The organism is Prevotella micans F0438, assembly GCF_000243035.1.
In the GTDB taxonomy this organism is placed as follows: Bacteria; Bacteroidota; Bacteroidia; order Bacteroidales; family Bacteroidaceae; genus Prevotella; species Prevotella micans.
On sequence record NZ_JH594522.1, the window covers coordinates 43,253 to 64,466 of the forward strand.

Below are 21,214 nucleotides of genomic sequence, written 5' to 3' on the forward strand. Positions count from 1 at the left end.
TCCGACATGTGTTTCGATGTCGGAATTCCATTCCTTTTTTAATCCTATCGTTGTGATGCAAAGGTAGGCCTTTATCGCGAGCATCCGGATGATGCCGGGTTAAAATTTGCTTTACCTTTTTGGGGAGGATAACGATTGGTTGCGTTTTTCTTATTTCTTGAGCCTTGCTGCGAGAAGTTCGGGGATTTCGCTTGTTTCGCGTGCCACTGGAACTCCGGCTGCTTCGAATGCTGCGATTTTCTCGGCTGCTGTGCCCGAGCCGCTGGAAATGATTGCACCTGCATGTCCCATTTGCTTTCCTTTAGGAGCTTCGCGGCCTGAAATAAAGGCAACGACGGGTTTGGTCATGTGGTCGCGTATGTATTCTGCTGCACGTTCTTCAGCATCACCCCCGATTTCACCAATTATGGCTACGCTGTCGGTTTCTGGGTCGTTTTCGAACATTTCGAGCAGGTCTTGGAAGTATAATCCAACGATTGGGTCGCCCCCTACACCTACGGCTGTGGTTTGTCCCATTCCGTTTTCGGTTAGGTTGGCCACTACTTGATAGGTAAGTGTTCCGCTTCGGCTTATCACTCCGGTGTGTCCTTTCTTGAAAATGTTTGTCGGCATGATGCCTACCATACTCTCGTCGGGCGAGATGAGACCGGGACAGTTTGGACCGATTAGGTTGGCACCCTTGTCGCGAATGTAGCGATAGGCTTCAACAACATCAAGAGTTGGCACGCCTTCGGTTATACAGATGATTAGCTTGATGCCGGCGTCGGCTGCTTCGAGCATTGCGTCTTTGGCAAAGGCTGCGGGCACGAAGATTACGGAAGTGTTGGCATTGGTTGCTTCAACAGCGTCCTTAACGGTGTTGAACACTGGGATGCCTTCAACATTCTGTCCGGCTTTACCGGGTGATGTTCCGCCTACTACGTTCGTGCCGTAGGCTTTCATTTTTGTTGCGTGGAAACTTCCGTCACGGCCGGTTATGCCTTGTACTATCAGTCGTGTATTCTTGTTGATAAGTATACTCATTGTCTTTGTGTTTTTTTGTTTGTGTCTGATTGTTCAGTTACTTTCTCTTAGCATTTAGATGCTAGTTCGACAGCCATTTTCCCGGCTTCGCCCATAGTGTGGGCAACGTTGAACTTGGTGCCTTTGAGCAGTTCTCGTCCTTCGGTCTCGTTGGTTCCGGTTAATCGGATAACGATTGGCATGTTGATATCAATCATCTTGAAGGCTTCGATGAGTCCTTTGGCAACATCGTCGCATCGAGTAATTCCACCGAAGATGTTTATGAGCACAACCTTCACATGTTTGTCGGAAAGGAGGAGTTTCATTGCTTCGACAATCTTCGTTGGATTGGAACTTCCGCCGATATCGAGGAAATTGGCCGGGTTGCCACCGTAGAGTTTAATCATGTCCATGGTTGCCATTGCGAGACCAGCTCCATTGACCATGCAGCCTATTTCACCACCAAGATTCACGTAGCTGAAGCCTTTTTCTTTAGCTGCTTGTTCTTTCTTCTCATCTTCCGTTGGTTCGAACATCTCGAAAATATCGGGATGGCGGAATAGTGCGTTATTGTCAAAAGTCATTTTTGCATCGATAGCTTTCAGATTACCCTCACCAGTAACAACAAGCGGGTTGATTTCGGCTAGCGATGCATCTTTTTCAACAAACAGGCGATAGAGATTCTGCAACACCGGGATGGCCTGCTTAACGAGGGCCATGTCATCGAAAAGTTTGAAAGCAGCTTCACGCGCCTTGAAAGTTGGTAGGCCAATTAGTGGGTCGATTGGGATTTTTACAATCTTCTCCGGAGTGTTTTTGGCAACGGCTTCGATGTCCATACCGCCTTCACGACTAAGCATCAGGATTGCCGACTTAGATTTGCGGTCGATTACGATACTCACATAATATTCCGAAGCGATGTTGATTGCTTCGCCAACGAGCACTCGGTCAACGGTGAATCCTTTGATGTCCATTCCCAGAATTTGGGTAGCATACTGCTTTACTTCAGCTTCGCCGTTTGCAACCTTCACACCGCCGGCTTTTCCCCGACCTCCGGTGTGCACTTGTGCCTTGACAACCGCGCGTTCACCACCTAGCTTTTTGTAGGCTTCCACAGCTTCGTCGACCGTGCGACAAAGAATGCTGTTGTCTACAGGCAAGCCATAGTTTGCAAAGAGAGCCTTTGCTTGATACTCATAGACTTTCATAGTAAAAACAAATTAGTTTATAAAAATTATGATGATTATTGTTGTTCAAAAATTAGCATGTGCAAATGTATTGCTTTTTTCCGATGGGGTGATTAATATTCGCCCCAAGCTTTGATGTCGATTTCGTCAAGCTTCACATTGCAAAACGCATGGATAAAAGCGCTAGCCAGACGACTGTTCGTAATAAGCGGCACATTAAGATCGGTTGCAGCTCTACGTATCTTATAACCATTTGTAAGTTCGCGCGGCGTGAGGTCTTTCGGGATATTGACAATCATGTCAAGCTTTTTTTGATGAAGCAAGTCGAGTGCCTGAGGCTGTTTGTCTTCGTCGGAGGGCCAGTAGACCAGTGTATTTTCGATACCGTTTTCGGTTAAATATTTCGACGTACCGCTAGTTGCAAACAAATTATAGCCATGATTGCGGAGTATGCGTGCGGCTTCGAGCATTTCGGCTTTCTGTTTTGCACCGCCGGTCGACAAAAGAATGTTTTTTTCAGGAATGCGATGACCGACAGATAGCATGCTTTTCAGTAGGGCTGTCGAAGTGTCGTCGCCTAAGCAACCAACCTCGCCAGTTGAACTCATATCGACCCCGAGCACAGGATCGGCCTTCTGCAGACGATTGAAAGAGAACTGACTAGCTTTGATTCCCACATAGTCGAGATCAAAGAGATTTTTCTCGGGCTTCTCTACCGGAAGACCAAGCATAACTTTCGTTGCAAGGTCAATGAAATTCAGCTTCAGAACCTTACTCACAAATGGGAATGAGCGGCTTGCACGCAGATTGCACTCTATTACGAGAATATCGTTGTCGCGGGCCATGTACTGAATATTGAATGGACCGTTGATGTGGAGAGCCTTCGCAATTTGTTTACTAATTCGTTTTATCCGGCGAACAGTTTCAACATAAAGTTTCTGGGGTGGAAACTGAATGGTTGCGTCGCCAGAGTGAACTCCAGCAAACTCGATGTGCTCAGAGATTGCATAAGCCAGAATTTCTCCATCGCGGGCAACAGCATCCATCTCTATTTCCTTTGCGTTTTCGATGAATTTGCTAACCACTACAGGATGGTCTTCGCTCACATTTGCAGCAAGACGTAAGAATCGCGTGAGTTCGTCTTTATTAGAGCAGATGTTCATTGCTGCGCCCGAAAGGACATAAGAAGGGCGAACGAGAACCGGGAAACCCACTCGATTCACAAACTCATCGATGTCATCCATACTCGTAAGCGCGCGCCATTCGGGTTGGTTAACTCCGATTTCGTTGAGCATCGACGAGAATTTAGCACGGTCTTCTGCGCCGTCTATGTCCTTAGCTGATGTTCCAAGAATAGGCACGTTTTCGGCATCGAGGAACATGGCAAGATTATTCGGAATCTGGCCGCCAGTCGACACAATCACTCCATACGGCATTTCGAGATCGATGATATCCATAACTCGTTCGAAAGTGAGTTCATCGAAGTAGAGGCGGTCGCACATGTCGTAATCGGTAGAAACGGTTTCGGGGTTATAATTTATCATTATCGAACGATGCCCTTGTTTTCTGATTGTGTTGAGGGCCTGCACACCACACCAGTCGAATTCCACGGAGCTGCCGATACGATAGGCTCCTGACCCAAGTACGATGACACTGTTTCGGTCATTAGCAAATGATATGTCAGACGCTACGCCTGAATATGTCACGTAGAGATAGTTAGTTTGTGCGGGATATTCTGCCGCGAGTGTATCTATTTGCTTAACCATTGGCAGGATATCATGGCTTTTGCGAAGCCGGCGCACTGTAAGCATGGCTTCGTGCATATTACGCGATTCTTCTTCTAGTCCAACAGCACGGGCTATTTGGAAATCGGTGAAGCCATAGACCTTCGCCTCGCGTAGGAGTTCTTTACCGAGGGTATTTATATTGCGTTTTTTGAGTTGTTCGTCGATATCAATGATATGTTTCAATTTATACAAGAACCATCGGTCGATTTTCGTTAGTTGGTGAATCTGATCTACGTTGTAGCCCTTGTGCATAGCCTTCGAGATAACGAAGATGCGTTTATCGGTTGGCTCACGCAAAGCGGCGTCGATATCGTCTATTCGGAGTTCTTTGTTTTCAACGAAACCGTGCATACCTTGGCCTATCATACGGAGACCTTTTTGGATAGCTTCCTCGAAGTTTCGGCCGATTGCCATGACTTCTCCGACAGATTTCATGCTCGAACCGAGTTCTTTGTCGACACCGCGGAACTTACTGAGATCCCAACGTGGAATTTTACACACGACATAATCGAGTGCTGGTTCGAAGAATGCAGATGTCGTACGGGTTACGGAGTTTTTGAGTTCGAACAGACCATAGCCCATGCCGAGTTTGGCAGCTACAAAAGCAAGCGGATAACCGGTAGCTTTGCTGGCCAGGGCTGATGAGCGCGAAAGACGGGCATTGACCTCGATGACGCGATAGTCCTCACTTTGCGGGTCGAAAGCATACTGCACATTACATTCGCCCACAATTCCGATGTGGCGGACTATCTTGATGGCTAGTGCACGCAACTTGTGATACTCGCTATTAGTGAGGGTTTGGGAGGGTGCAATTACAATTGACTCGCCAGTGTGAATGCCGAGCGGGTCGAAGTTCTCCATGTTACAAACAGTGATACAGTTGTCGTAGCGGTCGCGTACTACCTCGTATTCTATTTCTTTCCAGCCTTTCAAGCTCTTTTCAACTAACACTTGAGGCGAGAAAGCGAAAGCTTTTTCACATAGCCGGTCAAGCTCTTTTTCGTTATCAGCAAAACCGCTGCCGAGTCCACCCAGAGCATAGGCGGCGCGAATAATTACCGGATAGCCCAGTTCGCTAGCTGCACGGCGAGCATGCTCTGTATTTTCGCAGGCTTCGCTTTTGATAGTCTTAACGTCTATTTGGTCGAGTTGTTCAACGAAAAGCTCGCGGTCTTCGGTGTTCATAATTGCCTTTACCGGGGTGCCGAGTACGCGTACTCCATATTTCCGTAGTATCCCATGGCGGTCAAGTTCCACACCGCAATTCAGCGCAGTTTGTCCTCCGAAGGAAAGGAGTATTCCGTCGGGACGTTCTTTTTGTATAACTCTTTCAACGAAGTAGGGTTGAACCGGTAAGAAATAAATTTGGTCGGCCACACCTTCGGATGTTTGTACCGTGGCAATGTTTGGGTTTATGAGCACGGTTTTTACTCCCTCTTCACGCAGTGCTTTAAGGGCTTGTGAGCCGGAATAATCGAATTCACCTGCCTCGCCTATTTTGAGTGCACCTGAACCTAGTATCAGGACTTTCTTTATGCTTTCGTCTTTCATTTTTGGAGTATTTCTACAAATTTATCGAACATGAAATATGTATCCACTGGGCCTGAGCACGCTTCGGGATGGAATTGCGAGCTGAACCATGGATTTGTTTTATGACGAATACCTTCATTACTGCCATCATTCATATTGACGAACAGTTCTTCCCAATCGGCTCCCAACGATGCAGCGTCTACGGCATAACCATGATTTTGAGATGTAACGTAGCATCGCTCTGTACCTACCATTCTCACAGGTTGGTTATGTCCACGGTGTCCGTATTTGAGTTTGTATATCGATGCTCCAGCGGCTTTAGCCAGAAGTTGGTTGCCCATGCAGATGCCGCAAATGGGCTTTATACTTTGGTTCATTTGTTTACGGATGATGTCGACGGCGACCTGGCACGTGTCTGGGTCGCCTGGGCCGTTAGCAAGGAATAAACCATCGAAGTCGAGCGAGATATAATCGTAGTTCCAAGGCACACGTATTACTTCGACACCTCTTTTAACAAGACTGCGAATGATATTGGCCTTCACGCCGCAATCTACGAGAACAACCTTTTTTCCGGCGCCTTCGTTGTAGCGGATTATTTCTTTAGTCGACACGCTATCTACGAAGTTCACACCTTCATAGTCGGCTTCCGGAATATTGTTAGGTTCGTCGTCTAAAATGATTTTCCCCATCATCACACCGTGTTCGCGCAGTACTTTGGTTAGTTCGCGTGTGTCTATGTCGGTTATTCCGGGTACTTGTTCGTTTTTGAGCCACTGGGCGAGACTCATTGCAGCATTCCAATGTGAGTGATGCTCGCTATAGTGGGCCACAATGAGTGCAGAGGCGTGAATGCGGTTGCTTTCCATGAAAAGGGGTATACCGTCGGAGCCGATTGTAAGTGGCGGTACACCGTAGTTTCCAACCAGAGGGAAGGTTGTTACAATCATTTGACCGGCGTACGATGGATCGGTCAAACTCTCCGGATAGCCCATCATGGCAGTGTTGAAAACTACTTCGCCGGCCACAGGCTTTTCGTAGCCGAACGATTTGCCGTGAAATCGGGTTCCGTCGTTCAATATTAATGTTACGTTCCTCATTTTCTTATGTCGATTTCTTTATCGTTGTTCTTGTTTTGTTCTGTCGTAATCTAAAAGAATGTGGGGCGGTATAAGATTTTTGTCACACACCCATTGTGAACTCGGGTGATGAACCAAATAACCCTACGAATTGGCGTGAGGGATAACGCGACTATCATTTTATATCTAACTCACATTAATCTTAAAACGTCATTGGCTTTGCATGCTGTGCTCCCTCACGCACTCTGTATATCTATTTTGAAGAATTGAAAACCTTCCTGCAATCTGCGCATAAACCTTTTAGATACACAAAAACATCCCTGCAGCGTGCATGGAGCAAAATTGACCACAAATACCTAATGACCGATTTGTGGTAAAGCCTCTTTACGCTCCTCATAGAAGTTTACGAATGCCTGATTAACCAATCTCATACCGCCTGGAGTGGGGTATTTGCCTGTGAAATACCAATCACCCCGATGGTGAGGTATCGCCTCGTGCAAACCTTCGATACTTTGGAATACAAGTTCAACGGGCGTTGTCATGCCCTCAGGGCGTAGCATATCTACAATACGGCGGTTGATTTCGTTAACCGTGAACGGCTCGTAAACGGCACACACGGCATTTTCTATTGTCTCTCCCTTGGGCTTGGCTAGTTCTGCAAGACATCGGGAGTATATCTCGTTTAGCAAACTTTCCATCCCACGCTCTTCAATGAGACTGATGGTTGCGCGGAATACGCAGAACTCTTCAAGCCGAGGCATGTCGATACCGTAATAGTCGGGATAACGAATCTGTGGTGCACTCGATACCACGATTATTCGGCGCGGATGAAGCCGGTCGAGAATCCTGAGGATACTCTCGCGCAGAGTAGTTCCGCGAACAATGGAGTCGTCGATGATAACGAGATTATCCCGGTCTGGGCGGATACTCTCGTAGGTGATGTCGTAAACATGAGATGCGAGGTCGTTGCGCGAATTTCCTTCGGTGATGAAGGTGCGCAGTTTTATATCTTTCCAAGCCACTTTTTCAGAGCGCACTTGGCGGCTTATAATTTTCTCGATTTCATTTCGGTCGGGATTCGGTCCGAGGGCTGCAATCTGCTCGGATTTCCAGGAGTCGATGCGTTTTCTGAATCCATGCAGCAAACCGTAGAAGGCCACTTCGGCCGTATTGGGAATGAACGAGAGTACGGTATGGTCGGTGTCATTGTCTATGGCATGCATAACGGGTTCGGTGAGCTGTTCGCCGAGTTTTTCGCGCTCCTTGTATATATCTCTGTCTGACCCACGAGAGAAGTATATCCTTTCGAAGGAGCAGGCAGCATCGGCACGTTGCGGAATAATCTGTTTGAGCGAGCATTCGCCTCTTCGGTTAACGATGAGAGCCTCACCGGGTCGGAGTTCTGTAATGTCTTCGCATTCCAGATCAAAAGTTGTTTGAAGCACGGGTCGCTCGCTGGCCAGAGCTACAATTTCGTCGCTGCGATAGTAGAATGCCGGACGAATAGCCCAGGGGTCGCGTATGGCGAAGCTCTCTCCCGAGCCTGTGATTCCACAGATAACATATCCACCATCGAAATCCTGCATAGTTGTTTTGAGAACGTTGCTCATTTCGACATGCTCTTCGATGTATCGGGTTATGGCCTGTTTCTCGAGACCTTGTTTTTGGGCATCTACAAAGTTGCGCTCTACCTCGCGGTCGAGCCTGTGTCCCATGAGCTCAAGAAGCAGATAGGTGTCGCTGTATTTGCGTGGGCATTGACCTTGTTCGGTTAGCTTTTCGAAAATATCACCGATGTTGGTCATATTGAAATTGCCGCACATACACAGGTTTTTAGCTTTCCAATTGTTGCGCCTAAGAAATGGATGGACGTATGAGAGTCCGCTCTTGCCCGTCGTTGAATATCTCAAGTGGCCCATATAGAGTTCGCCTGCAAACGGCAGATGTTCCTTGGCGAATTGCACGTCGGAAAGCTGATTTGTAGAGTAAGGTTTAAAGTGTTTGTGCACATTGCCGAAGATTTCCGTAACGGCATTTTTTCCCTCGGCTCGTTCGCGAAACATATATTCGTTACCGGGGCGTGTATCCATTTTCACGGTCGCCATTCCTGCGCCTTCCTGTCCTCGGTTGTGCTGTTTCTCCATCATCAGATAGAGTTTGTTAAGAGCATACATCCATGTGCCATGTTTTTCTTGATAATATTCCAAGGGTTTGAGTAGCCTTATCATCGCCACTCCACAATCTTCATGTATGTTTTTTTCCATTTGTATTCGATTTTATTCAACTGTTACTGATTTAGCCAAATTGCGAGGTTGGTCTACATTCTTTCCCTTACAAACGGCGATATGATAGGCCAGAAGTTGCAATGGAACAGTGGCCACCAACGGTTCGAGACATTCCATCGTTTCGGGTAGTTCGATAACGGCGTCGGCGAGTCGCGAAACCATCGTGTCGCCCTTGCTCACTAGGGCAATCACTCGTCCTTGACGCGCTTTTATCTCCTGCATATTGCTAAGCACTTTTTCGTACATGGCATTGTGGGTGGCGATAACAACCACGGGCATGTCGGAATCGATGAGTGCAATCGGACCATGCTTCATCTCGGCTGCGGGATATCCTTCGGCATGGATATAGGATATTTCCTTGAGTTTAAGCGCCCCCTCAAGGGCAACGGGATAGCTGAATCCACGCCCGAGATAGATGAAATTATGGGCGTAGGTAAATGTGCGAGCCAAATCGCGTACCGTATCGTTTGTTTTGAGCACCTCGCGAATCTTATCGGGAATAGTGGCGAGTTGTTCAACTATCTTAACATAGTCTTTATTCGCGACAGTTCCTTTTGCTTCGGCCAAAGTGAGGGCAAACATTGTGAGTACGGTTACCTGACCTGTGAAAGCCTTTGTAGATGCAACGCCAATTTCGGGACCCACATGGATGTAAGTACCCGTATCGGTAGCGCGTGGAATGCTTGAACCGATGGCATTACAAATTCCATAGATAAAAGCGCCTTTCTCCTTTGCCAGTTCAACGGCTGCGAGTGTATCGGCGGTTTCGCCACTCTGCGAAATGGCAATTACAACGTCGCAGCTGCGCACAACCGGGTTGCGATAGCGAAATTCGCTGGCATACTCAACATTAACCGGAATACGACAAAGATTCTCGATGATTTGCTTACCTATCAACGCGGCGTGCCAGCTGGTTCCACAAGCAACAATAATGATGCGTTTGGCGTCGATAAGTTTGCTACGATGGTCGATGAGTGCGCTCAATGTAACGTGGTTGTGCTCTACGTTTATTCTACCGCGCATGCAATTAGTGAGACATTCGGGCTGCTCAAAAATCTCCTTGAGCATGAAGTGGGGATAGCCACCTTTCTCGATTTGGCCAAGGTTGAGGTCGACCGTATGAATAGCGGGTGACAATTCCTCGTTGAGGATGTTCACAACCTTAAGTTCCTCGCCGAGTTTCATCACGGCAATATTCCCATCCTCAAGATAAACCATCTTGTCGGTGTATTCAATAATCGGACTGGCATCCGAACCCAAGAAAAACTCGCCGTCGCCTATCCCGACAACTAGTGGACTTTGTTTCCTGGCTGCAATGATGGTGTCTGGATTATTCTTGTCGAGCAACGCGATTGCGTAGGCGCCAATCACCTGGTGAAGTGCAACCTGAACGGCGGTGAGGAGGTCGAGCCGTTTTCTTTCCTGGATGTATTCCACAAGCTGAACGAGCACCTCGGTATCGGTGTCAGACCGGAATTCTATGCCCTTCCCTTCAAGATTCCTCTTTATCTCGGCAAAGTTCTCTATTATCCCATTGTGAATTATGGCCAGGTTCTTCGATTCCGAATAATGCGGATGAGCGTTTGTTGCCGACGGTTCACCATGTGTAGCCCAGCGCGTGTGAGCAATTCCAACGGTGCCCGATGTATCCTTATCTTGACAATAGTCCTGCAAATCGGCCACTTTACCTTTGGCCTTGTAGATATTGAGTCCTTTTTTGTTAAGCAAAGCAACGCCGGCGCTGTCGTAGCCCCTATATTCGAGTCGCTGAAGTCCTTTTATGAGTATGGGATAGGCCTCGCGGTTTGTCCCGATGTATCCAACTATTCCGCACATAATTGATTTCTTTAAATATAAATGAAAAATGAAAATACTCTCTTACATCGTTCGGCTGTCTGTAGGAATTCGTAAGCCGGAGTGTAATAGAATATTTTCATTTCTTTTTCTAAACAAAAGCTCTGTATGAGGTCTGCGTATGTGATGGTTGTTTTTCCTATTTCAATACGGTTACTAACATTGAGGCTACTGACGTTACGATTCCGACGAACGAAAACCACATCGTTGTAGATTGCCCGATGTTTGCACTCTTTGCTTTTGCACTGTTCGGCTCGACATAGAGAATGTCGTTTTGTTGCAAATAGTAGTAGGGCGAGTTTATTAGATTAGCATCGTTCAGGTTCAGCCTCGTTTCGTGCTTCTGCCCGTTGGCATCTTCTCTGATGAGCATGATGTTGTTTCGTTTACCGAAAATGGTGAGGTCGCCCGACTGTGCCAGAGCTTCTACCACGCTAATCTTTTCTGTTGAAACCGGAATAACTCCAGGGTTGGCCACCTCGCCTATAACCGTGATACGATAGCTGCTCATGCGAACCATAACGACAGGATTTTCGGTAGCTGCGAGATAGGGTTTAATCTTACTTTTTATCATCGCTTCGCACTCTGTCTTGGTTAATCCTGCAACGTGTACTCGACCGATTAAGGGGAAGCTGATGAATCCGTCATTATCAACCAGATAGCCTTTCGAAGCTCCCGAAGTACCCGACGAAGTTTCTATATTAAAAGGTGAAGCTGCAGCCGGATCGGTTGTGTGCACGCTTATTGTTAGCTCGTCTTTCGGCATTATTTTAGCATCGTAGAGACCGCGTGAAGCGGCTAAACTTGTTGAGTCGATATTGGTAAAATAAGCAACGCCCTTACTCGAGCCGCAACCAGACATCACCACAATTGTGGCAAGTGCGATGATGGGAAAAAGTAATCTCTTCATAATTATTTTGCGCTATTTCTTTGATTAGTGCGTTGCAAAAATACGCACTAATTTCCAAACTGAACCGCTATAGAAACGCTGTTTCTAGCAACTTCTCAAACGGAAACATACAGAAGTACCACGCTCTAACGATTTTCCAAACGAAAACAGAAAGGAGCGTCACGATCTAGCTATTTTTCAAACGTAAACAGACAGAAGCGTGACGCTCTAGTGATTTTCCAAACAGAAACAGACAAGAGCGCCACGATCTAGCGATTTTCCGAATGGAAACAAACAGAAGCGTGACGCTCTAATGATTTTCCAAACAGAAACAGACAAGAGCGCCACGATCTAGCGATTTTCCGAATGGAAACAAACAGAAGCGTGACGCTCTAATGATTTTCCAAACAGAAATAGACAGAAGCGCCACGATCTAGCGATTTTCCGAATGGAAACAGCCAAAAGCGTGACGCTCCTGCAATGTTCAAAATTATTTCTTTGTAAGTCCTAGCCAGCGTAGGGGCTTTTTGATAAGTTTCTTCAATCCGCTTTCGCGCTGCTTCTTGGGCCGTGAAAATTCTTCGCGTATATCGTATTTCGTACTGCGCGGTTGCTGTTGCTTTTGAGGTGCTTTGCGACGGCTACTGCTTGAGGAACGACGCCTTTTATTACGCGATTCGGTTTTTTCTTCGGCTTGTTGCGGGATTTGATTAGATGGTTGCCTTTGGGGTTGTTGCTTTTCGTTACGTGCGGGGCGTTTTCTCGAATTGCGAGTTTCGGATTTCTTTTCTTCAGTCTGTTTATCCGACTTATGCGAATCCTGGGGCCTATTTCGTCGCGAGCGTTGCTTAGTGTCCTTATGACTTTGTTGTTCGCGAGCTTTACGACGGCGTGAACGAGCATCTCCACTTCGTTTTGGTTTTGTTGCCTGCTGAGTGTAATCGGGGCCTTTACCTAGAGATTCTGGAAGAGGCATTTTTTCTACTTCACGGCCGAGGAATTTTTCGATTTGCTGAAAGAAATATATGTCGTCATCGTTGACGAAAGTTATTGCTACTCCGTCGCGGTCGGCACGTGCTGTTCGGCCGATTCTGTGAACATAATCTTCGGCATCGTGTGGCCCGTCGTAGTTTATAACCATTGCTATATCGTCGATGTCGATTCCTCGAGCCAGAATGTCAGTCGCGACAAGCACGTCAATCTGTCCGCTTTTGAAGCGGAACATCATTTCATCACGTTCAGCCTGCTCTAGGTCAGAGTGCATCTGCCCGCAATTTATTTGTTTCTGATTGAGCGATTGGGCTATTTGCTTCACTTTTTGTTTTGAACCGGAGAAGATAATTACTCGTTTTAGGTCGCCCGCCTTAAAAATATCCTTGATGATTCCCATCTTTTGCGTTTCGTGACAAACATAGGCCTGTTGACGTATTTTCTCGGCCGGTTTGCTCACCGCAAGTTTAATTGTGACGGGGTCTTTGAGGAGTGTTTTTGCTAGATCTTCGATTTTAGCAGGCATGGTTGCCGAGAACATTATTGTTTGGCAGGTTTGGGGTAGTTTCTTGGCAATAGTCATGATATCGTCAGAGAATCCCATGTCGAGCATTCTGTCAGCTTCGTCGAGGATAAAGAAACTAACTCTCGATAGGTCTACATTGCCGAGCGAGATGTGCGATATGAATCGTCCTGGAGTTGCAATGACGAGGTCGGCTCCGAGGCTTAGGCTTTTTAGTTCCTGGTCGTAGCGATTGCCATCGTTTCCGCCGTAAACAGCCACACAGGAAACTTTGTCGAGATAGTAAGAGAAGCCTTGTATGGCCTGGTCGATTTGTTGTGCAAGCTCTCTTGTGGGCGACATGATGAGGCAGTTTATAGCATCTTCGGGATAACCTCCACTTGCCAGTTTCGAGAGCACAGGCAGAAGATAGGCTGCTGTTTTTCCGGTTCCGGTTTGAGCCACTCCGAGCACATCTTTTCCTTTGAGAATCTCTGGGATACATTTTTCTTGTACCGGTGTGCATTTTTCGAAGTGCATGTCGTAAAGTGCGTCTAACACATTATCGTTTAATTCTAATTCTTCAAATACCATTTTCTTGTTTTGTTTTTTCCCGTCCTCATTCCGGGCGTGTTTGTTAGTTGGGTGCTTGTTTGTAGCAAAAATATGCTATGACTGCGAAGACGATGTTCGGAATCCATGCCGCGAGCATGGCAGGTGTGTTGGCATTGATAGCGAATGTCGACGAAATGGTTTGCAGGAGGATGTAACCGAAGCTCAATGCCAAGCCGATACCGAGATATAATCCCATTCCGCCTTTTCGTTTACGTGCCGAGAGCGACAATCCTATCACTGTGAGGATGAACGACGAAAACGACATTGCGATTCGTTTGTGATATTCAACCTCGTATTGCACGACGTTCCCCGAACCTCGACTGGTTTGTTTCGAGATGTAGGCGAGTAGTTCGGGCGATGTGAATGTTTCTTGCAGTCCTTTTGAGTAGACAAGGTCGGTTGGCTCCATGAGGATGAGCGTGTCGAGATTGTCTCCGCTGGTTATGTGTTCTTTTAGTCCTTTTAGCTTTCGTATTTTCCAGTTGCTGGCTTTCCAATGAAACTTCGCGTCGGCCACGGTGTCGTATTGAATCTCGGTTGCCGTCATGTGCTCAACGAGCTTTTTGTTTTCAAACTTGTCGAGCGAGAATCCGTAGCCTCGTTTGTATGTATTATCGTAGTTTTGAATGTATGCCACGGTGTTTTTGCCTACTTGCAGTTGTACGTTTTCGGCCGTGTTGTTTTTCTTCGAATTTCGGTATAGCGATTCGAAGTTTTGCCTGATTACGGTTCCGTGGGGAATCACAAAACTGTTGAGATAATAGGTTAGGCCGGCAATAAGCACGCACGAAATCATGTAGGGTCGCATTAATCGATTAAACGACACCCCGGCAGCAAGCATAGAAATGATTTCGGAGTTGCCTGCCAGTTTCGAGGTGAAGAAAATCACGGCGATGAAGACGAAAAGCGGCGAAAAGAGATTGGAATAGTAGGGGACGAAGTTTGCATAGTAGTCGAACACAATGGCACGCCACGGTGCATGATATTGCGTGAACTTCGATAGGTTTTCGTTGAAATCGAACACGATGGCAATCGAGATGATAAGTAGGATTGCAAATACGTAGGTTCCAATGAACTTCTTGACGATATACCAATCGAGTAGTCCGAGAACGCGTTTCGGACTGAACTTTCCGATTATTTTTCTGAGCTGCGCGAGGTTGTGTCTGGTACGAGGCGATGTTGCTCGAGCTTTCAGACTTTGGAATAGTTCGGCTGGCTTGTTCATATCACGTTCGATTATATTCTTCGTCCTAGTTTTTCAACCGCTTGCGATTTCCACACTGTGAAATCACCTTGCGCTATGTGCGAGCGAGCCTCTTTTACCAAGCGCAGATAAAATGCCAGGTTGTGGATGCTGGCTATTTGCATGGCCAGAAGTTCGCCGGCTTTGAAAAGGTGGTGCAGATATGCTTTGGTGGTTATGCGGTCTATGGTGCATCCTTCGGGGTCGAGGGGCGAAAAATCGTTCTCCCATTTTTTGTTTCGCATGTTCATCGTGCCTTCGCTGTTGAAGAGCATTGCATTCCGACCGTTGCGGGTGGGCATCACGCAATCGAACATGTCTACTCCGCGTGCGATAGCCTCAAGAAGATTTTGCGGGGTGCCGACACCCATAAGATAGCGAGGTTTGTCTTTGGGGAGAATGTCGTTCACCACTTCAATCATTTCATACATCACTTCGGTTGGTTCGCCCACGGCTAGTCCGCCAATCGCATTGCCGTCAGCTTCCTTATCGGCTACGAATTTCGCTGCCTCAACGCGCAAGTCTTTGTATGTACAACCTTGTACGATTGGGAAGAGACTTTGTTTGTGCCCATAAAGTGGTTCGGTTTCTCGGAAGCGTTTCAAACAGCGGTCGAGCCATCTTTGTGTGAGGGCAAGACTTTTTTTTGCGTATTCATAGTCGCTTTTCCCAGGCGGACATTCGTCGAATGCCATCATTATGTCAGCTCCGATGATTCGTTGGGTGTCCATCACGTTTTCGGGCGTGAAGAAATGTTTCGAACCGTCGATATGACTTCTAAATTCGCATCCTTCTTCCGACAATTTCCGGATGCCTGTCAACGAGAATACTTGGAAGCCTCCCGAGTCGGTGAGGATGGGTCGTTGCCATCCGTTGAAGTTGTGTAATCCACCGGCTTTTTTGAGCGTTTCGATTCCGGGTCGTAGATAGAGGTGATAGGTATTTCCGAGAATGATTTGTGCTTTCACTTGTTCGATGAGCTCGGCAAAGTGTACTCCTTTCACTGCGCCGGCTGTTCCGACGGGCATGAAGATTGGGGTTTCTATTTGTCCGTGGTCGGTTTTGATTAAACCGGTTCGGGCGTTGCTTGCCGAGTCTGCGAATTGGAGTTCGAAAGTCATTTCGGAGGTTTATTTGTTGTTGGTTTCGCTAATCGTGAGATTTACCGGATTGGCAACGATTTGGTTTGTGAGTGCGATGTCCCATACCTGCTGAATATTCTCCACGTAATGGAACTGAACTCCTTTTCGATATTTCTCGGGAATATCTTCGATGTCTTTCCTATTTTCTCGACACATTACGATGTCGGTTATGCCGGCGCGTTTTGCGGCTAGAATTTTTTCTTTGATTCCGCCCACGGGGAGGACTTTTCCGCGGAGGGTGATTTCGCCGGTCATTGCGATATTCTTGCGAACTTTTCTTTGCGTGAGTGCCGATGCGATACTAGTTGCGATTGTTATGCCGGCCGACGGTCCATCTTTCGGCGTGGCTCCTTCGGGTACATGAATGTGAATGTTCCATTGGTCGAAGATTCTATAATCGATTCCCAAACTGTCGACATGTGCTTTTACGTATTCGAGGGCTATTACGGCCGATTCTTTCATCACGTCGCCGAGATTTCCGGTAAGTGTGAGTTTGCCGGCTTTGCCTTTTGAGAGTGAAGTTTCGATGAACAGGATTTCGCCTCCCACGCTGGTCCATGCAAGACCGGTTACAACGCCGGCGTAGTCGTTTCCTTGATATATATCGCGATAGAAGGGTGGTTTGCCAAGCAATCCTTCGAGTTCCACGGGGGTTATTTTTTCGTAGTCGAGTTTCCCGTTCATTGCTTGCTGATAGGCCAGCTTTCGAAGTGCTTTATTTATTTGTTTTTCGAGCTGCCGAACTCCGCTTTCGCGCGTATAACTTTCAATTATCTTTTCGAGGGCCTGTTTTGTGAATTTCAGCTTCGGAGCGTATTCGTCGAGCCCGCTATTGGAGAGTTCTTTCGGAAGAAGATGTCGCTTGGCTATTTCGATTTTCTCTTCGGTGATATATCCCGACACTTCGATTATTTCCATTCGGTCGAGCAGTGCGCGCGGGATGGTATTGATGTCGTTTGCCGTTGCGATGAATAGGACTTTAGACAGGTCGTAGTCGACATCGAGATAATTGTCGTGGAAGGCATTATTTTGTTCCGGGTCGAGAACTTCCAGGAGTGCCGATGAAGGGTCGCCGTTTACGGTATTCTGTGTGATTTTATCTATTTCGTCGAGCACGAACACTGGGTTCGACGAATTGGCTTTTTGAATGTTTTTGATTATCCGGCCTGGCATTGCGCCGATATATGTGCGCCTGTGCCCGCGGATTTCCGATTCGTCGTGCAATCCGCCGAGCGACATTCTCACGTACTTGCGTTTCATCGATTCGGCGATACTTTTGCCCAGGCTGGTTTTGCCTACGCCCGGCGGACCGTAGAGGCAGAGTATGGGCGATTTGTTGCTTCCTTTTAGCTGGAGCACGGCCATATATTCGAGTATACGCTCTTTGACTTTTTCCATTCCGTAGTGGTCGCGGTCAAGAACTCGTTTGGCGCGTTTGAGGTCGAGGTCGTCTTTGGTGTATTCGTTCCATGGAAGACCAACCATCGTTTGGAGATAGTTCACCTGAACGCTGTAATCGGGGCTTTGGGGATTGAGGGTGCTTAGTTTGTCGATTTCTTTTTGGAAAATCTTCGCTATCTCTTCCGACCATTTCTTTTTCTTAGCCTTTTCGAGGATTTCCTTCTTTTCCGGGGTTGAGTCGCCATCTCCGAGTTCTTCCTGAATATTTTTTATTTGTTGATGCAGGAAGTATTCGCGCTGTTGTTCCTCGATATCTTCGCGTGTTTTGGAGCGAATGTTTTGGCGCAGATGCTGGAACTGAATTTCGCGATTGAGAAGTTTCATTAGTCTGAAAAGCCTGTCTTTGACAGAATTTTCTTTCAGCATGAGCATTTTTTCGTAAACCGGGAAAGGCATATTGCTGCAAACATAGTTTACGGCTGCAATCGGGTGCGAAATATTATCTACGGCAAACTGCGCATCGTCGGGCAGCTCATCGCTCCCATGAATATACTCTTTTAGGGTATCTTTCATATCGTTCACGGCTGTGAGGAACTCTTTGTCGTCTTTGTCGACCAGTTCATCGCTCAGCTTCGACGTTTTTGCGTGCATGAAGGGAGTTGTCGATGTGATTTCATCCAGATGGCATCGTCCGAGCCCCTGGAGCACCACCGTTCTGCTTTCTCCGTTTTCGCTTCCAGGCATATCGAAAGCGCGAATTAGCTTCACATAGATACCTGTGCGGTAGATGTCTTTCGATTTGGGATATTCCACATCGCCGTCTTTCTGACTAACGATTACAAAGATTGTTTCCGGATTTTCCTCCAGAAACCTCACCAATTCCAGCGTCGCTTTTCTTCCTACGAGCACCGGCATCAGAATTCCGGGAAACATCACCAAATTTCGTGTCACGAAGACAGGCACCTCCCCTTCGATTTTAATCCCATCAAAGTCGGGCATATCACCATCGTAATCTGTAAACATATGTATAGGGTTATTGTTGGGTCTCATTTAATTATCCTTGAATGATTGACGCGCAAAAGTACAAAATAAAATATGAACGCATTTTCGAGCCTCATCCTCTTTGTTTTTCAGGGTTTGCAGGAAAATTCCACATCTCGGGAATGTAATGTCGGAACTTATTTTATTTTCCGAGACATACGACTGAAGACACCCCAAAAAAAACTTTTTTTCAGAGCCCTGCAACATGCAGGAAGCAAAAAAACTTTTTTTTCACGCCACGCAATATGCAGGAACGAAATCAAACATTTTTTTCAGGCCCTGCAGATTGCAGGAAGCAAAAAAACTTTTTTTCAGAGCCACGCAATATGCAGGAAGCAAAAAAAACTTTTTTTTCGGGCCCTGCAGATTGCAGAGGTGGAAAAAAACTTTTTTTTCACGCCAAAAGTTCCCAGAGACCCGAAAAAACATTTTTTTCCGACCAAAAGTTCTCTCGAGGTCAGAAAAAACTTTTTTTTCACGCCAAAAGTTCCCAGAGACCCGAAAAAACATTTTTTTCCGACCAAAACTTCTCCCGAGGTCAGAAAAAACTTTTTTTTCACGCCAAAAGTTCCCAGAGGACGAAAAAAACATTTTTTTCCCATCAAAAGTTCCCCGAGGCCCGAAAAAAACTTTTTTTTCCACACACCCAAATCCCCCAAGGTCGCCGAAAAATAAAATACACCTTATATAATATATATATAGCCCCCCGAAAAACACCCCAAACCCAACCACAACACCACAAACCTCCCATCCAAACCACGTATAAGCCTCAAATAGAGAAAAAAAGACAAACATTTTGGCCAAAAATCGTTTTCTTCCTACTTTTGCCAACGTTCAGAGGAATGAGGGGCTTAAAAAAGTCCCTCATTTTTTATATTCAAAAACAAAATGATAGACAAAAACATCGTAAAGAACCTCGTTGAACAATGGCTCGAAGGAAAAGAATATTTCCTGGTCGATATTCAACTTAGTTCCGACAACAAAATCGTAATCGAAATAGACCACGCCGACGGAGTGTGGATCGAAGATTGCGTTGAACTAAGCAAATTCATCGAAGAACGACTCTCGCGCGACGACGAAGACTATGAACTCGAAGTAGGCTCCGCCGGTCTCGGACAACCCTTCAAAGTAGCCCGACAATACGAAATCTTCATCGGCAAAAACGTAGAAGTACTCGGAGCCGATGGAAAAAAAGTTCGAGGAACACTCAAAAGCGTCGACGGCAACAACTTCATCGTGTCAGTTAACGAAAAAGTCCACGTCGAAGGCAAAAAACGCCCCGTGAAGATGGACGTCGACCACGAATTCAAAATGAACGAAGTGAAATACACCAAATACATAATAAGTTTCAAATAAAACCCATGGCAACAAGAAAACAACAGTCAGAAGAACGTCCGAACATGATCGAAACCTTCAAAGAATTCAAAGACATGAAGAACATCGATCGCACCACACTCGTTAGCGTGCTCGAAGAAAGCTTCCGCAACGTCATAGCAAAAATCTACGGCTCAGACGAAAACTTCGACGTCATCGTAAATCCCGACAAAGGAGATTTCGAAATATATCGCAACCGAGTAGTTGTTGCCGACAACGAAGTACAAGACGACAACAAAGAAATAGGACTAACCGAAGCCCGGAAAATAGAACCCGACTACGAAATCGGCGAAGACGTCTCAGAACCCGTCAACCTCACCAAATTCGGCCGAAGAGTAATCCTCAACCTCCGACAAACACTCGCATCAAAAGTCCTCGAACTCGAACACGACGCACTCTACAGCAAATACAAAGACCGAATCGGAGAAATCATATCCGGCGAAGTCTATCAAACCTGGAAACGCGAAGTACTCCTCGTCGACGAAGACAACAACGAACTCATCCTCCCAAAAAGCGAACAAATACCAAGAGACAACTACAGAAAAGGCGAAACCATCAGAGCCGTAATCCTCCGAGTCGACAACGAAAACAATAACCCCAAAATCATCATCTCACGCACCGCACCCGAATTCCTGGAACGACTCCTCGAACTCGAAATCCCCGAAATAAACGACGGCCTCATAGCAATCCGCCGCATAGCACGCATCCCAGGCGAAAGAGCCAAAATAGCCGTCGAAAGCTTCGACGATAGAATCGATCCCGTAGGCGCATGCGTCGGAGTACGCGGAAGCAGAGTACACAGCATCGTCTACGAACTCTGCAACGAAAATATCGACGTAATCACCTGGACCGACAACATAAAACTCTTCATCCAACGCGCCCTCGCACCAGCAAAAGTGAGCAGCCTCTCGATAGACGAAGAAAACAAAAAAGCCGAAGTCTACCTACAACCAGAAGAAGTAAGCCTCGCAATCGGACGCGGCGGAATGAACATAAAACTCGCCAGCATACTCACCGGATACACAATAGACGTGTTCCGAGAACTCAACGAACAAGACACCGAAGAAGACATATACCTCGACGAATTTGCCGACGAAATAGACTCATGGGTCATCGAATCCATAAAAAATATCGGACTCGATACAGCCCGACAAGTGCTAAACGCACCACGGGAAATGCTTATAGAAGAAGCCGACCTGGAAGAAGAAACCGTCGACAACCTGTTGAAAACCCTAAAAGCAGAATTCGACAACTAAACAAAAATCCGTAGGTGATGGATGTTGACTGAAAGCTGAA

Annotated in this window: 14 protein-coding genes; 2 read left to right on the plus strand and 12 right to left on the minus strand. The window is 46.6% G+C overall.

Going from position 1 to position 21,214, the window contains the following annotated elements:
* Positions 1-150: 150 nt before the first annotated feature.
* The 12 genes from sucD to HMPREF9140_RS04845 form a co-directional block, all read right to left on the minus strand.
* Positions 151-1,023, minus strand: coding sequence for a succinate--CoA ligase subunit alpha (gene sucD, locus HMPREF9140_RS04785; protein WP_006952194.1), 873 nt, complete (start codon positions 1,021-1,023; stop codon positions 151-153).
* 47 nt (positions 1,024-1,070) lie between these two features.
* Positions 1,071-2,210, minus strand: a complete 1,140-nt coding sequence (sucC, locus tag HMPREF9140_RS04790; protein WP_006952195.1) for an ADP-forming succinate--CoA ligase subunit beta — start codon at positions 2,208-2,210, stop codon at positions 1,071-1,073.
* 92 nt (positions 2,211-2,302) lie between these two features.
* Complete coding sequence (gene carB / locus HMPREF9140_RS04795) at positions 2,303-5,527, minus strand: carbamoyl-phosphate synthase (glutamine-hydrolyzing) large subunit (protein WP_006952196.1); 3,225 nt, start codon at positions 5,525-5,527, stop codon at positions 2,303-2,305.
* Positions 5,524-6,603 (minus strand): glutamine-hydrolyzing carbamoyl-phosphate synthase small subunit, encoded by a 1,080-nt coding sequence (gene carA, locus HMPREF9140_RS04800; RefSeq protein ID WP_006952197.1) that lies wholly within the window; start codon positions 6,601-6,603, stop codon positions 5,524-5,526. Before carA ends, carB begins: the two co-directional genes overlap by 4 nt.
* 335 nt (positions 6,604-6,938) lie before the next feature.
* Complete coding sequence (locus HMPREF9140_RS04805) at positions 6,939-8,846, minus strand: amidophosphoribosyltransferase (protein WP_006952198.1); 1,908 nt, start codon at positions 8,844-8,846, stop codon at positions 6,939-6,941.
* 12 nt (positions 8,847-8,858) lie between these two features.
* Positions 8,859-10,703 (minus strand): glutamine--fructose-6-phosphate transaminase (isomerizing), encoded by a 1,845-nt coding sequence (gene glmS, locus HMPREF9140_RS04810; RefSeq protein WP_006952199.1) that lies wholly within the window; start codon positions 10,701-10,703, stop codon positions 8,859-8,861.
* 157 nt (positions 10,704-10,860) lie between these two features.
* Positions 10,861-11,631 (minus strand): polysaccharide biosynthesis/export family protein, encoded by a 771-nt coding sequence (locus HMPREF9140_RS04815; RefSeq protein WP_006952200.1) that lies wholly within the window; start codon positions 11,629-11,631, stop codon positions 10,861-10,863.
* A 469-nt stretch (positions 11,632-12,100) separates the two neighbouring features.
* On the minus strand, positions 12,101-13,696 hold the full coding sequence (locus HMPREF9140_RS04820) for a DEAD/DEAH box helicase (protein WP_006952201.1): 1,596 nt from the start codon (positions 13,694-13,696) through the stop codon (positions 12,101-12,103).
* Between the two features lie 43 nt (positions 13,697-13,739).
* A complete protein-coding gene (locus HMPREF9140_RS04825) occupies positions 13,740-14,942 on the minus strand; it encodes an LptF/LptG family permease (RefSeq protein ID WP_006952202.1) in 1,203 nt (400 codons plus the stop codon).
* 11 nt (positions 14,943-14,953) lie between these two features.
* On the minus strand, positions 14,954-16,081 hold the full coding sequence (gene tgt / locus HMPREF9140_RS04830; protein WP_006952203.1) for a tRNA guanosine(34) transglycosylase Tgt: 1,128 nt from the start codon (positions 16,079-16,081) through the stop codon (positions 14,954-14,956).
* A 9-nt stretch (positions 16,082-16,090) separates the two neighbouring features.
* Complete coding sequence (gene lon, locus HMPREF9140_RS04835) at positions 16,091-18,526, minus strand: endopeptidase La (protein WP_006952204.1); 2,436 nt, start codon at positions 18,524-18,526, stop codon at positions 16,091-16,093.
* 249 nt (positions 18,527-18,775) lie between these two features.
* Positions 18,776-19,375, minus strand: coding sequence for a hypothetical protein (locus HMPREF9140_RS04845; RefSeq protein ID WP_040556384.1), 600 nt, complete (start codon positions 19,373-19,375; stop codon positions 18,776-18,778).
* Between the two features lie 57 nt (positions 19,376-19,432).
* Here HMPREF9140_RS04845 and rimP point away from each other — a divergent pair, with 57 nt between their 5' ends.
* Positions 19,433-19,900, plus strand: coding sequence for a ribosome assembly cofactor RimP (rimP, locus tag HMPREF9140_RS04850; protein WP_006952206.1), 468 nt, complete (start codon positions 19,433-19,435; stop codon positions 19,898-19,900).
* A 5-nt stretch (positions 19,901-19,905) separates the two neighbouring features.
* Positions 19,906-21,174, plus strand: a complete 1,269-nt coding sequence (gene nusA, locus HMPREF9140_RS04855) for a transcription termination factor NusA (protein ID WP_006952208.1) — start codon at positions 19,906-19,908, stop codon at positions 21,172-21,174.
* Positions 21,175-21,214: the final 40 nt, after the last annotated feature.

Excerpts from the sequence above, each read along its gene's own strand:
- sucD (WP_006952194.1), bottom strand. The coding sequence starts at position 1,023 with ATGAGTATACTTATCAACAAGAATACACGACTGATAGTACAAGGCATA.
- sucC (WP_006952195.1), bottom strand. The coding sequence starts at position 2,210 with ATGAAAGTCTATGAGTATCAAGCAAAGGCTCTCTTTGCAAACTATGGC.
- carB (WP_006952196.1), bottom strand. The coding sequence starts at position 5,527 with ATGAAAGACGAAAGCATAAAGAAAGTCCTGATACTAGGTTCAGGTGCA.
- carA (WP_006952197.1), bottom strand. The coding sequence starts at position 6,603 with ATGAGGAACGTAACATTAATATTGAACGACGGAACCCGATTTCACGGC.
- HMPREF9140_RS04805 (WP_006952198.1), bottom strand. The coding sequence starts at position 8,846 with ATGGAAAAAAACATACATGAAGATTGTGGAGTGGCGATGATAAGGCTA.
- glmS (WP_006952199.1), bottom strand. The coding sequence starts at position 10,703 with ATGTGCGGAATAGTTGGATACATCGGGACAAACCGCGAGGCCTATCCC.
- HMPREF9140_RS04815 (WP_006952200.1), bottom strand. The coding sequence starts at position 11,631 with ATGAAGAGATTACTTTTTCCCATCATCGCACTTGCCACAATTGTGGTG.
- HMPREF9140_RS04820 (WP_006952201.1), bottom strand. The coding sequence starts at position 13,696 with ATGGTATTTGAAGAATTAGAATTAAACGATAATGTGTTAGACGCACTT.
- HMPREF9140_RS04825 (WP_006952202.1), bottom strand. The coding sequence starts at position 14,942 with ATGAACAAGCCAGCCGAACTATTCCAAAGTCTGAAAGCTCGAGCAACA.
- tgt (WP_006952203.1), bottom strand. The coding sequence starts at position 16,081 with ATGACTTTCGAACTCCAATTCGCAGACTCGGCAAGCAACGCCCGAACC.
- lon (WP_006952204.1), bottom strand. The coding sequence starts at position 18,526 with ATGTTTACAGATTACGATGGTGATATGCCCGACTTTGATGGGATTAAA.
- rimP (WP_006952206.1), top strand. The coding sequence starts at position 19,433 with ATGATAGACAAAAACATCGTAAAGAACCTCGTTGAACAATGGCTCGAA.
- nusA (WP_006952208.1), top strand. The coding sequence starts at position 19,906 with ATGGCAACAAGAAAACAACAGTCAGAAGAACGTCCGAACATGATCGAA.